Here is a 12,855-nt window from a genome sequence, read left to right as displayed (position 1 = left end):
CGCCTCACGCCCGCCGAAAGTACCCAACCCGCGTACCCTCTGTGGCAGAACTGGCCCCCAAGGAGGCCATGATGAGGCGTGGACGACTTCGCCCTCGCCCTTCTCGTCGCCTCCTCGATGCTCGTCCTGGGGGTGTTGGCCAGCAAGGTCGCGGGCCGTCTCGGGGTGCCCGCTCTCTTGCTGTTCATGGGCATCGGCATGCTGGCCGGCTCCGACGGGCTGGGCGGCATCGACTTCGAGGACTACGAACTGGCCCAGATGGTGGGCGTGGTCGCCCTCGCCTTCATCCTCTTCTCGGGCGGGCTCGACACCCGGTGGGCCGACGTGCGTCCCGTACTCGGGCCGGGGATCGCGCTGGCCACCGTCGGCGTGCTGGCCACCGCCTGCGTGGCCGGAACCCTGGCCAGCGTCGTGCTCGACATCCCCTGGGCCGTAGGGCTCCTCCTGGGGGCGATCATCTCCTCCACGGACGCGGCCGCCGTCTTTTCGATCCTGAGGTCCCAGAGCGTCGGGCTGAAGGACCGGCTGCGGCCCCTCCTCGAGCTCGAGTCGGGCAGCAACGACCCCATGGCTGTCTTCCTGACCCTGGCCTTCATCGAGGTCGTCACCCAGCCTGGCACCGGCGTCTTCGACCTCGTCCCCGTGTTCGTGATGCAGATGGCCGTGGGCGGGGCCGTGGGCTACCTGCTGGCCCGGGCCTCGGTGGCGGCCGTGAACCGCCTGCGGCTGGGCTACGAGGGCCTCTACCCCGTGCTGCTCATAGCGGTCGTGCTGCTGACCTACGGCACGGCCGCCGTGCTGGGCGGGAGCGGGTTCCTGGCGGTCTACGTGGCCGGCATCGTGATGGGCAACGCCACGTTCTTGCACCAGCGCAGCCTCGTCCGCTTCTCCGACGGGCTGGCGTGGCTGATGCAGATCACGATGTTCCTGGTCCTGGGCCTGCTGGTGTTCCCGTCCGAGCTTCTCCCCGTGGCCCCCCGGGCCCTGCTGATCTCAGCCGTGCTGGTGCTGGTGGCCCGCCCGGTGGCCGCCTTCGCCGTCCTGCTGCTGGCCCGCCTACCCGTACGCCAGGTGGCCATGGTCTCCTGGGTCGGCCTCCGAGGCGCGGTGCCGGTCATCCTGGCGACCTTCCCCCTGGTCGAGGGCATCGCCGAGGCCGAGCTCATCTTCAACGTCGTGTTCTTCATCGTGCTCACCTCCGTGCTCGTGCAGGGCACCACGATCCCGGTCGTGGCCCGGTGGCTGGGCGTGGACGCCCCGCTGGCCCCGCACCGGCCGCCCGCCTTGGAGTTCGTGGGCGCCGACGACGGCCAGGGGGCCAACCTCCACCAGCTCACGGTGGCCCAGGGTGCGGCCGCCGCCGGCCGCCAGCTCGTCGACCTGCGCCTGCCGCCCGGGGCCCTGATCGTGCTGGTGACCCGGGCGGGGGTCTACCTGGTACCCCAGGGGGCGACCGTGCTCGAGCCCGGGGACTCCGTGCTGGTGCTGGCCGACGCTGAGGCCCTGCCGCCCACCCGGGCCGCCGTCGAAGGCGGGACCGGCCCCCCGGACGGCTCGGACCTCAGCCCGCCAGGAACCTGACCACCTCACCGATGCGGTCCCGCCGGGCAGCCACCACGAGGCGGTCGCCCACCCGGGCCGGTTCACGGTCATCGTCCTCGACCAGTTCGGGCGTGCTGTCCCGGATGACGGCCAGTGCCTCATCAGGAAAGGTTTGCCTCGTTTCTCGCTTGACCCCAAGAGGTGTCGACCGCGGGTGAGTTGGCCAGGACCAACCGAAGGTAGGGCGAGAAACGAGGCAAACCTTGACCGTGGAGGCACTGGGACGGCGGCGTCGCACCCGGCCGGGAGGGGGATGTCGCGCACCAGCCGGCCGGCGGCCGGCGACGACGGCCCCACCTCCACGGTCTGGACGTCCACGTCACCCTCCACCTCGCCCTCCACGTCGGTCTCGTTGGACACGATCGAGAACCGGGCCCCCGTCAACAGGGCAGCCACCGCGACACTCTGTTCGTGCGTCAGCGGGACGCTGACCACAGGTTCGTCGGAACCACCCGACAGGACCGAGATGGCCCGGCTCCCGTCCCGCTGGACCACCACCGCCAGCGTCGTGCCTCGACCGACATCGAGGTCGTAGCGCTCGCCCAGGTAAGGCAGGCGGTGCTTGCGGATGTTCACGCCCATGGCCGGATGGTACCGGGGCCCCTGGGCGTGGCGGGCGGTGGGACCGTCCGTCCGGCACTACCTTGGCCCCGTGGACGAGGTGCACACGCCCGACCGCGGGCTACGAGCCCGCTGAGCTTCCCTCCGTGACGGTCGAGGCCCGGGCTCGGGGTGGCGCTTCGGAGGACCGAGTGCCGGCTGCTCTGGGCTTTCACCTGGCGATGTACCTCGGACTGTGGCCACCCCGGCGCCCGGTCGACGTCGTCAGCTGGCCGGGGCGGGCCGAGCCCGCGTGGGACGGGGGGGCCGTACCGGTGGTGGCCGTGCGCTCCCCCCGGGGCACGATGGTGTCGGTGCGGCCCGACCTCGCGGGCGCCATCGCGCCGGTGGTTACGTCGGGCCGCCCGGGTGCCCTCGACGAAGACCTGGCGGCCGTGGGCTCGGCCTTCGGAAGGGTCAGCCCTTGGGTCGTGCTGCGGTGGTCATCCAGCCCGGCCCCCCTGGGCGACGTCGGCCGGTGGGTCGGCACCGACCATCGGGCACTGCCGGAGTGGCTCGGGGCCTTCGCCGGGCCGGTGCTGGTGGCCTTCGACCCCGACGGTCGCTACCTGGCCGGGGTAGGGGCCAAGGTCCACACCCACTGGGGCCGGGAACTGGCGGTCGGCACCGACGAAGCCGCCCGGGGCCAGGGCCTGGCCCGCCGCCTGGTGGCCCAGGCCGCCCGTTCGGTGCTCGCCGACGGCGGTGTGCCCCTCTACGTCCACGCCGCCGACAACACCCCGTCGGCCCGGGTGGCCGACGCCGCTGGCTTCCCCGACCGGGGTTGGCGCCTGCGGGTGGTATGGGGCACGGAGGCCGAGCCCCCGGGGTAGGCGGTCGGGTTCGGGTCACGGCCCAGACACCCCGCCGGCCCCGGGACCGGGTGATACACCGACAAGTGGGGCCGCGACCTCGCACCGCACCCGCCCCGGCCACCGGCCGCCCCACCCCCGGCCGCCGCCCGCTCGATCGGGGTCACGCCCGCCAAGTGGCAAGCACCGTCGGGCGAGCGCTTCGACGGCCGCTGGTTCGCCTGGAACTGACGCGCGGTCGAGCCGGCGCCGGTCCCGGCGGCCCGCTACCGTGGCCATGTGCGTACCTCTCAACTCCCTGGTGGGGTTGTGCACGAGCTGCCCGACGACCTGCGCGACGCCCTGATCGCCAGCCCTGTCGCCCTCGGAGCGTGGAAGGACATCACGCCTCTGGCTCGCAACGAGTTCATCTGCTGGGTCGAGGACGCCAAGCAGCAGGCCACCCGGGAGCGCCGCGTGCGCAGGGCCCGGGAGGAGTTGGAGGAAGGCCAGCGCCGGCCCTGCTGCTGGCCCGGGTGCGCCCACCGAGAGCGCACCGGCCGGTAGCAGCCGCCGCGCCCGGCCCTTCGGCACAGATGCTCCCCCCACCCAGCCACGGCGAGCAGGACCGCGACAGTTGCCTTGCCTCCGCGGTCACTTCAAGGGTTGCTCCACCCAGCTCGCGCCTCCGTCGGAGGTGCGAAGCACGCGAGCCTCGTTGGCACAGTCCGAACGGTGGGGATCGGTGTCCGCACGAGCACCAGAGCATGGGTTCAGCGTGAGCTTGACCCACCCGTCATCGACGCTCGGGAAAGCCATCTGGCTGACGCTGCTCAGGTCCCGGTCCGAGCGGACTGGCAAGAAGGTCTCCCCCCCGTCGCGCGTCACGAGCAGCGAGTCCGCAAGGACATACCACGTCGACTCGTCGACGAAGGAGGCCAGTGAGAACTCCCCGTCAAAGATGGAGCCGCCACGATGGACGTGGAGAGGTTCTCCCTTGGCTGCCCAAGATCTCCCGGCATCGGTCGTGGTGAAGAACTGAAGTACCGATCCGCCGGTGTCAAGCTGCTGTTGCACAGGCAGCACGCCGGATGCCGGCGTGAAGAAGTGCGGGCCGGTCAGTGTCGTGCCCGGTGATCGCTGGGCCCCGGGGGGAAGTTCCTTGGCCTCCCATGTCTCGCCGCCGTCGTGAGTCTCGTACAGCTGGTTGGCGACGGCGCCTCCGGCGAGCCAGCCATGCGAGGGAGTCGAGAAGCGGATAGCCCCCGCAACCGGGAGCGCGAAAGTCGACCAGGTCGCGCCGGCGTCGCTGGTCCTCAGCAGGACAGCGCTGCTGCCGGCACTGCTGGTTTGAGCCCGCGCCATCAGCCAAGCCGTTCCCGCTCGATGGACGGCCAGAGATCCACCGACGTATTCGCCCCGGCCAAGGCTGACCGTCTGCCGATTGGTCGACCAGGTCTCACCACCGTCGGTCGTACGATGCGTCAAGACCTCGGACGAAGTCGGTGGCATCGGTGTGTCAACCACCGCCGGACCGGTGTTGGGGGGAGGAGGGGGAAGCGCCGTGGGTAAAGACCGACTTCCGCCCTCCCGGCCCCCGGAGGCCGAGTAGGAGCCTCCAGGGGCTGTTGGTGCCGGAGCGGGAGCCGGAAGTCCCGATGTGGGCGGCGCGGTGGAACTTTCGTGCGTTCCCGCCGGCAAGGTCTGGACGCGTACGGCCCACGCGCTCATGTCATCGAGGGCCGAGAAGGCTCTGAAGACGCCCAAACCATCGACGACCCCCCGGAGGCCGGGTGGCGTCACATCGGCGGGGCCCGTGCCCGCTCGGGCTCGTAGCACCTGCGAGCCGGTCACGACCCAGGCACCCGCCGGCTCAGGGACATGGATGATCAGGGATGGTCGGGACGCCCTTAGCTGGCTGTCCGCTGAACCGTGGGGGCCCGCGGATTGACCCTGGCTCCGGACCTCTCCGCAGCCACTGAGAAGCGTGGTGATGGTCAGAGCGGCGAAGATGCCGGCCCCGCGATAGTGAGCATGCGCTCGTCTCCCTGTGCACGAAGCCATGGTCCGCGCCCACCTTTCGCCAGCCGACGTGTTGCCGTTCGAGCGTCCTTGGGAGGAGACGACCCGTGATCGTGACGCCGGATGTCGGGCCCAGTATTCAGCATCCCGGATGGGCCGTGCGGGGTTGGCGGCTGCGGGTGGTCTGGGGCACGGGGGCCGCCACCTAGGGTTGGGCCCGAGCAACGACGACCCACGGAGGCTGCCGACGACATGCAGATCGGGATGATCGGCCTGGGCCGGATGGGCGCCAACCTGGCCCGGCGCCTCATGCACGCCGGCCACGACTGCGTCGCCTACGACGTCGACCCGGCGGCCGTGGAGCGGGTGGCGGCCGAGGGGGCCGTGCCCGCGGCCTCGCTAGGCGAACTGGTGGCCAAGCTCGAACGGCCCCGGGCGGTGTGGATAATGGTCCCGGCTGCCTTCGTGAGCTCCACCGTCGACGAGCTGGCCACCCTCCTCGACGAGGACGACACGATCATCGACGGCGGCAACACGTACTACCGAGACGACATCCACCGGGCCGAGGCCCTGGCCGAGTTGGGCATCCACTTCGTCGACGTGGGCACCAGCGGGGGGGTGTTCGGGCTGCGGCGGGGCTACTGCTTGATGATCGGGGGCGAGGACGAGACGGTCGCTCGCCTGGGCCCGGTGTTCCGCGCCCTGGCCCCGGGGGCGGAGTCCGCTCCCCGCACCCCGGGCCGCTCCGGGGATCCCACCACCGCCGAGCACGGCTACCTCCACGTGGGCTCGTCAGGTGCCGGCCACTTCGTGAAGATGGTCCACAACGGGATCGAGTACGGGATGATGGCCGCCTTCGCCGAGGGCCTGGCCATCTTGGACAAGGCCGACATCGGCACGCGGCCCCGGGCGGGCGACGCCGAGACGGCCCCGCTCTCGAACCCGGCCTACTACCAGTACGACATCGACACGGCGGCCGTCACCGAGCTGTGGCGCCGGGGCAGCGTGGTCGGCTCGTGGCTGCTCGACCTGCTGGCCGCCGCCCTGGTCGACGACCCGCACCTGGATGGGTTCGGCGGCCGGGTGTCCGACTCCGGCGAGGGCCGCTGGACGGTAATGGCCGCCATCGACGAGGGCGTGCCCGCCCACGTCCTGACGGCCGCCCTGTTCGAGCGGTTCAGCTCGCGGGGGGAGGGCCTCTACGCGGCCAAGGTGCTGTCGGCCCTGCGCAAGCAGTTCGGCGGGCACGAGGAGCTGGAGATCGAGGAGCCTCCGCCCGGCAGCCCGCCGTCGTGACGGCCATCAGCTCCACGCCGGAGTGGGCCGCGCTGGCTGACCACTCCCGGGCCCTGGCCGGGGCCCACCTGCGCGACCTGTTCGCGGCCGACCCGGCCCGGGGCGAGACCTTCGTGGCCGAAGCCGGCGACCTCTACCTCGACTGGTCGAAGAACCGGGTGACGGCCGAGACCATGGGCCTGCTGGTCGAACTGGCCCGGCGGGCCGGCCTGCGGGCGCGCATCGACGCCGTGTTCGCCGGGGAGCGGGTGAACGTCACCGAGGGCCGGCCCGTCCTCCACGTGGCCCTGCGCGCCCCCCAGGGCGCGACCGTCATGGTGGACGGGGAGAACGTCGTGGCCGACGTGCACCGGGTGCTCGACCAGATGGCCGCCTTCGCCCGCCAGCTCCGGGCCCGCCAGTGGCTGGGCCACACCGGCCGGCCCGTGGTCAACGTGGTCAACATCGGCATCGGCGGCTCCCACCTGGGCCCGGCCATGGCCGCCTCGGCCCTGCGGGACTTCGCCGACCGGGGCCTGACCGTGCGGTTCGTGTCCAACGTGGACGGGGCCGACTTCGCGGAAGCGACGCGCGACCTCGACCCCCTCCAGACCCTGTTCGTGGTCGCCTCCAAGACCTTCACCACCTCCGAGACACTGACCAACGCCCGCACGGCCCGCCAGTGGCTGCTGGCGGCCGCCGGCGGCGACGAGGCGGCCGTGGCCCGCCACTTCGTGGCCGTGTCGACCAACGCAGTGGAGGTCTCGGCCTTCGGCATCGACCCGGCCAACATGTTCGTCTTCTGGGACTGGGTGGGGGGCCGCTACTCGATGTGCTCGGCCATCGGGCTCCCGCTGATGGTGGCCATCGGCCCCGACAACTTCGCGGCCATGCTGGCGGGCGCCCACGAGATCGACGAGCACTTCCGCACGGCTCCGTTCGAGGCCAACCTGCCCGTCCTCATGGGCCTGCTCGGCGTCTGGTACCGCAACTTCATGGGCCTTACCTCCCATGCCGTGCTGCCCTACAGCGAGGCCCTCGGCCTGCTTCCCGCCTACCTCCAGCAGCTCGACATGGAGAGCAACGGCAAGTCGGTGACCCTCGATGGCCAGCCCACGGCGTGGGACACGGGGCCGGTGCTGTGGGGGACGCCGGGCACCAACGGCCAGCACGCCTACTTCCAGCTCCTCCACCAGGGCACGACCGTCGTGCCCTGCGATTTCGTGGGCTTCGTCGAGCCCGGCACCTCGCCCCCGGGCCACCACGACCTGCTCATGGCCAACTTCTTCGCCCAGACCGAGGCCCTGGCCTTCGGTCGCACTCGCGGGGAGGTGGAGGCCGAGGGAGTGCCCGCCGAGCAGGTGCCCCACCGCACGTTCGCCGGCAACCGGCCCACCAACACCCTGCTGGCGCCCCGGCTCACGCCCGCCGTCGTGGGCCAGCTCGTCGCCCTCTACGAGCACAAGGTGTTCACCCAGGGGGTGATCTGGCAGGTCAACTCGTTCGACCAGTGGGGGGTGGAGCTGGGCAAGGTCCTGGCCGGCCGCATCCACCCCGAACTGGTGGCCTCCGGCGACGGCCCCGAGCCCCTGCTGGCCCACGACAGCTCGACCAACGCCCTCATCGGCCGCTACCGCGCTGGGCGCTGAGGTCGAGTAGGGCGTAGGCGCGGCGTACGGCCGCGGCCACGAACGTCGGAGGGAAGGGCCATCGTGCTCGGGCCTCCTCCACCGCGCCGTCGACGGGTACTTCGCCCACCCACAGGTCACGCACGGCCCGGGCCGCCTCCGCCAGGGCCCGCTGCTGGGCTACGACGAAGCCCCGGTCGACCACCCGCCCGTGCCCCGGCACCACCCGGTCGCCCTCGCGCAGCAGGCCCACCAGCCGGGCGGCGGCCAGGGGCCACTCCAGGGGGAAGCTGTCGTCGCCGTAGCTGGGCGGCCCCGACTCCTCGACCAGGTCGCCGGCGAAGGTGACCCCTGCCCCGGCCACGGTCACCACGACGTCGCCCGCGGTGTGGGCCGGCCCCAGGTGGCGCAGCACGACGGTGCGGTCGCCCAAGTCGACGTTCACGGCCCGCTCCACCGGGTGAGAGGGCGGCGGGCTGACGGTGGCCGCCAGCGAAGGGTGGCCCCACAGCCCGGCCTCGGCTCCTGGGCCGGTGAAAGCCAGGTTGCCGGCGACGTGGTCGAAGTGGTCGTGGGTGTTCACCACCCAGCGAGGCGCCCGGGGGTCCAGGCGGCGGACATCGGTGCGGAGCTGCTCGCCCTCGGCGGCCGTCGACCGGGTGTCGACCACCATCACGCCCGCGGTGCCCACGACCACCCCGACGGTCACGTCCCAGGGTTGGTAGCGCCGGGCGAACACGCCATCGCCGACCTCGGCCCAGTCCCCGCTCACTCGCCCAAGTGTGGCCGGCGCGGCGCCCGGCGCGGTGTACAGGTTCGATAAAGGCGTCCGGTGAGGCTCCGCGGGGCGCCTACTCTCGGCTCGTGCCAGATACCACCGACATCCTCATCGTGGGCGGGGGCTTCGGCGGCGCCTTCGCCGCCCGGTCCCTCGAAGCCCTCACCGGCGGCCAGGGAGTGCGGGCCACCCTCGTCGCCCCCGACAACTTCCTGCTATTCTCGCCCATCCTGCCCGAGGCCGCCTCGGGCACCATCGAGCCCCGCCACTCCGTGATCCCCCTGCGGGAGCTGGTCCACGAGACGGCCGTGATCGCCGGCCACGTCGAGTCCATCGACCTGGAGGCCCGCCACGCCCAGGTCGTCGACAGCGGCGGGCACGAGCGCCAGGTGTCCTGGCGCACGCTCGTGCTGTCCCCCGGGTCGGTCCCCACGGTGGCCCCCGTCCCCGGGCTGCTCGAGCACGCCGTGGGCTTCAAGACCCTGGCCGACGCCATCTGGCTGCGCAACCGGGTGCTCCACCAGCTCGAGGTGGCCGACAGCGAGCCCGACGCCGAGCGCCGGCGCCGGCTGCTGACCTTCACGTTCATCGGCGGGGGCTACGCCGGGGTAGAGGCCCTGGCCGAGCTGGAATCGCTGGTGCGCGACGCCCTACGCCGCTACCCCCGCCTCGAACCGTCCGACCTGCGGTGGGTCCTGGTCGAGGCCCAGGACAGCCTCCTGCCCGGCCTCGACCGCCGCCTGGCCAAGTACACCGAGCGCGACCTGCGCCGCCGGGGGATCGAGGTCTACCTGCCGACCCGCATGACGAGCTGCGAGGACAAGCGGGTCGTGCTCTCGGACCCCCTGGTCCAGCCCTACGTGTCCGAGACCATCGTGTGGACGGCCGGCCAGCGCCCTTCGCCCCTGCCCGCCAGCTTGGGCCTGGAGCTCGACGAGCGAGGGCGGGTGATCGTGGACGACCACTTGCGCGCTCGCGGGCGCAGCGACGTCTACGCCCTGGGCGACTGCGCGGCGGTGCCGGCTCCCGAGGGCGGGACGTGCCCGGCCACCGCCCAGCATGCACTGCGCCAGGGCCTGCTGTGCGGGCACAACCTGGCCGCCGACTACGGCGTGGGCAAAGCCAGGCCGTTCACGTACCGCAACCGGGGCCTGGCTGTCACCCTGGGCCGGGGCCGGGGCACCGCCCAGGTCCGCCAGTTCACGTTCACGGGATGGCCGGCGTGGCTCATGGGCCGCAGCTACCACTTGCTGATGATGCCGGGCCTCGGCCGCAAGGCCCGGGTGGTCAGCGACTGGACCATGGGGATGCTGTTCCCCCGCGACGTGGCCCAGCTCGGCCAGCTCGGCCAGCCGTCGCCCCTCGCCGACTAGGCGGGTCGGACCTACATCCGGTTCAGTTGCTGTGGCACTCGCACTGGCAGCCGAACCCGCTGTCGTTCTCGGACAGCAGGTTGGCCCACCAGGCCGGGCAGTCTTCGTGGTCGCCCCGGCTGCACTGGCCGGTGATGGGCTTGAGGGCCACGACCGCGGTGGCCGTCCCGATGGCCGCCAGGGAGATCATCGAGGAGACCAGGAGCCGGCTCTTGGCTTTGGCCAAGCAGTCCTGCTCGGGCAGGATGAGCCCCACGGGCTGCTCGCTCTCGGGCTTGCCCCCTAGCAGCGGCGGGCCGCACCTGACCCCTTCGGCGAAGTCGAAGGGCAGGAACGACCAGGCGACGGCCAGGAACATGATGGCCAGAGCGCCGAACGGCGAGAGCTTCTGGACCTTGGTCACGCCGTTCTCCGGACGCGCAACTCGGCATTCCTCCCAGTCGACAATGGCGGGCGAGCGATCGTAATCGTTACTGGCCCCGGGCCAGGAGGGCTTCGGCGATCTGGACGGCGTTGAGGGCCGCCCCCTTGCGCAGGTTGTCGCCCACGACGAACAGGGCCAGGCCGTTGGCCACCCCCGGGTCGCGGCGGACCCGGCCCACGATCGAGGGGTCGCGGCCGGCGGCGGCCAGAGGTGTGGGCACGTCGGCCAACTCCACGGCGGGGGCGGCGGCCAGCAGGGCGAGGGCGTCCTCGACGCTCAGCGGGCGCTCGGTCTCGACGTTGAGGCTGAGCGAGTGACCGGTGAAGACGGGCACGCGGACACAGGTACACGACACGCCCAGATCGGGCAAGCCGAGGATCTTGCGGCTCTCGTTGCGGAACTTCTGCTCCTCGTCGGTCTCCCCGCTGCCGTCGTCGACCAGCCCGCCGGCCAAGGCGACGACGTTGAAGGCGATGGGGGCCACGAACTTGTCGGGCGCGGGCATCTCCACGGCCGAGCCGTCGTGGGCCAGCTCGGCGGCCCGGTCGCCCACCTTGCGGACCTGCTCGTCGAGCTCGGCGATGCCCTTGACCCCCGCGCCGGACACCGACTGGTAGGTGCTGACCACCACCCGGCGCAGGCCGGCGGCGTCGTGCAGGGGCTTGAGCACCGGCATGGCCACCATCGTCGTGCAGTTGGGGTTGGCCACGATCCCCTTGGGCACCGACGCCAGTGCCCCAACGTTGACCTCGGGCACGACCAGGGGCACGTCGGGGTCCATCCTCCACGCCGACGAGTTGTCGACCACCAGCGCGCCGGCCTCCGCCACCCGGGGCGCCAGGTGGCGCGAGGTGGTGGCACCGGCCGAGAACAGGACGATGTCGAGACCCTGGTAGTCGGCGGTGGCCGCGTCCTCGACGGTGATCTCCCCGCCGGCCCACGGCAGGCGGCGGCCCGCGGAACGCGACGAGGCGAACAGGCGGAGCCGGTCCACCGGGAAGCCGCGCTCCTGGAGCACCGAGAGCATGACGCCCCCCACCAGACCGGTAGCCCCCACCAGTCCGACCCGGGCACCGCTCATGAGGACGGCTCCGAGTCAAGTTCAAATACCGTGTGCAGCGCCCGGATGCCGTCCTCCACCCGGTCGGCCCGCACCACGCAGCTGATGCGGATCGACGAGGTCGAGATCATCTCGATGTTGACGCCCGACTCGGCCAGCGTCTCGAACATGGTGGCGGCCACCCCCGGGTTGGTCTTCATGCCTGCGCCCACCAGGCTGATGCGGGCGATGTCGGCGTCGTGGGTCACGCCCTCGGCCCCCAGGTCGGCGGCCACCCCTTCGCTGATCTTCAGGCCGGTCGGCAGGTCGGACAGGGGCAGCGTGAAGGAGATGTCGGTGGTGCCGTCGACCGAGGTGTTCTGCACGATCATGTCGACGTTCACGCCCTCCTCGGCCAGCGCCCGGAACAGCCGGGCGGCGATGCCGGGACGGTCGGGGACGGCCAGGATCGTGACCTTGGCCTCCGAGGTGTCGTGGGTGACGGCCGAGATGATGGCCTGTTCCATGCTGTCTGCCTCCTCGCGGACCCACGTCCCGGGAGCCCAGGTGAAGCTGGACCGGACGTGGAGCGCGACATGGTGGTTGCGGGCGAACTCGACGGACCGCAGGGCCAGAACCCGGCCGCCGGTGGCGGCCATCTCCAGCATCTCCTCGTAGGAGACCGAAGCCAACTTGCGGGCCTTGGGCACGACGCGGGGGTCGGCGGAGTAGACGCCGGCCACGTCGGTGTAGATCTCACACACGTCTGCGCTCAGGGCGGCGGCCAAGGCGACCGCGGTGGTATCGGAGCCACCCCGGCCCAGGGTGGTGATGTTGCGGTCGGGGGACATCCCTTGGAACCCGGCCACGACCACGACCTGGCCCTGGGCCAGGGCCTCGCGCAGGCGGTCGGCCCGCACCTCGAGGATCTTGGCCCGCCCGTGGGCCGAGTCGGTCAGGATCCCGGCCTGGCTGCCCGTGAACGAGCTGGCCGTGGCCCCCAGCTCGTCGATGGCGATGCACAGCAGCGACATCGAGATGCGCTCGCCCGCGGTCACCAGCATGTCGAGCTCGCGCGCCGGGGGCGACGGGGACAGCTCCTGGGCCAGCCGGATCAGGTCGTCGGTGCTGCGGCCCATGGCGCTCACGACCACGACGACGTCATGGCCCTGGCGGCGCGTGCGGACGACGTGGTCGGCTACGGCTCGGATGCGTTCGGGGCCGTCTACGGACGTGCCACCGAACTTCTGGACGATCAGGCTCACGGGCTTCTGTCAGCTCAGAGGGCGGGGCGGGTGCACACCCAACGTACCAGCGGCCCCG

11 protein-coding genes are annotated in these 12,855 nt (G+C 72.0%); 6 read left to right on the top strand and 5 right to left on the bottom strand.

All coding sequences use genetic code 11. The features are described 5' to 3' along the window. Positions 1-78 precede the first annotated feature (78 nt). The 3 genes from AB1673_05975 to AB1673_05965 all read left to right on the top strand — a co-directional run bounded on the left by AB1673_05975 (position 79) and on the right by AB1673_05965 (position 3,560). The gene (locus AB1673_05975; GenBank protein ID MEW6153521.1) at positions 79-1,581 is read left to right on the top strand and encodes a potassium/proton antiporter; all 1,503 of its coding nucleotides are present in this window, start codon (positions 79-81) and stop codon (positions 1,579-1,581) included. 728 nt (positions 1,582-2,309) lie between these two features. Next, positions 2,310-3,035, top strand: a complete 726-nt coding sequence (locus tag AB1673_05970) for a GNAT family N-acetyltransferase (GenBank protein MEW6153520.1) — start codon at positions 2,310-2,312, stop codon at positions 3,033-3,035. Between the two features lie 258 nt (positions 3,036-3,293). Beyond that, entirely contained in the window at positions 3,294-3,560 is a 267-nt protein-coding gene (locus AB1673_05965) for a YdeI/OmpD-associated family protein (GenBank protein ID MEW6153519.1), read from the top strand. Between the two features lie 87 nt (positions 3,561-3,647). On the opposite strand, the gene AB1673_05960 is transcribed toward AB1673_05965, so the two are convergent. Then, positions 3,648-4,520 (bottom strand): hypothetical protein, encoded by an 873-nt coding sequence (locus tag AB1673_05960; GenBank protein ID MEW6153518.1) that lies wholly within the window; start codon positions 4,518-4,520, stop codon positions 3,648-3,650. A gap of 618 nt (positions 4,521-5,138) precedes the next feature. Between AB1673_05960 and gnd the strand changes: the two genes are divergently transcribed. Beyond that, on the top strand, positions 5,139-6,311 hold the full coding sequence (gnd, locus tag AB1673_05955) for a phosphogluconate dehydrogenase (NAD(+)-dependent, decarboxylating) (protein ID MEW6153517.1): 1,173 nt from the start codon (positions 5,139-5,141) through the stop codon (positions 6,309-6,311). Then, the gene (gene pgi / locus AB1673_05950) at positions 6,308-7,939 is read left to right on the top strand and encodes a glucose-6-phosphate isomerase (protein ID MEW6153516.1); all 1,632 of its coding nucleotides are present in this window, start codon (positions 6,308-6,310) and stop codon (positions 7,937-7,939) included. The genes gnd and pgi overlap by 4 nt, the downstream gene beginning before the upstream one ends. Here the strand turns inward: pgi and AB1673_05945 are convergent. After that, positions 7,911-8,690: an MBL fold metallo-hydrolase gene (locus AB1673_05945; protein MEW6153515.1), complete on the bottom strand. Its 780-nt coding sequence runs from the start codon at positions 8,688-8,690 to the stop codon at positions 7,911-7,913. The genes pgi and AB1673_05945 overlap by 29 nt on opposite strands. 92 nt (positions 8,691-8,782) lie before the next feature. On the opposite strand from AB1673_05945, the gene AB1673_05940 reads away from it, so the two are divergent. After that, positions 8,783-10,069: an NAD(P)/FAD-dependent oxidoreductase gene (locus tag AB1673_05940; protein MEW6153514.1), complete on the top strand. Its 1,287-nt coding sequence runs from the start codon at positions 8,783-8,785 to the stop codon at positions 10,067-10,069. Between the two features lie 22 nt (positions 10,070-10,091). Here AB1673_05940 and AB1673_05935 read toward each other — a convergent pair whose 3' ends face one another. The 3 genes from AB1673_05935 to AB1673_05925 all read right to left on the bottom strand — a co-directional run bounded on the left by AB1673_05935 (position 10,092) and on the right by AB1673_05925 (position 12,797). After that, the gene (locus tag AB1673_05935) at positions 10,092-10,472 is read right to left on the bottom strand and encodes a hypothetical protein (GenBank protein ID MEW6153513.1); all 381 of its coding nucleotides are present in this window, start codon (positions 10,470-10,472) and stop codon (positions 10,092-10,094) included. Positions 10,473-10,539: 67 nt separating this feature from the next. Then, positions 10,540-11,574: an aspartate-semialdehyde dehydrogenase gene (locus AB1673_05930; GenBank protein MEW6153512.1), complete on the bottom strand. Its 1,035-nt coding sequence runs from the start codon at positions 11,572-11,574 to the stop codon at positions 10,540-10,542. Next, positions 11,571-12,797 (bottom strand): aspartate kinase, encoded by a 1,227-nt coding sequence (locus AB1673_05925; GenBank protein ID MEW6153511.1) that lies wholly within the window; start codon positions 12,795-12,797, stop codon positions 11,571-11,573. Before AB1673_05925 ends, AB1673_05930 begins: the two co-directional genes overlap by 4 nt. Positions 12,798-12,855 lie beyond the last annotated feature (58 nt).

It is taken from the genome of Actinomycetota bacterium, assembly GCA_040754375.1.
Lineage (GTDB): Bacteria > Actinomycetota > Acidimicrobiia > Acidimicrobiales > AC-14 > JBFMCT01.
This window is presented reverse-complemented; position numbering and strand designations above follow the sequence as displayed.

Bases quoted from the DNA above. Each gene is read 5' to 3' on its own strand.
- gnd (MEW6153517.1), top strand. From the start codon at position 5,139: ATGTCGGGCCCAGTATTCAGCATCCCGGATGGGCCGTGCGGGGTTGGC.
- AB1673_05930 (MEW6153512.1), bottom strand. From the start codon at position 11,574: ATGAGCGGTGCCCGGGTCGGACTGGTGGGGGCTACCGGTCTGGTGGGG.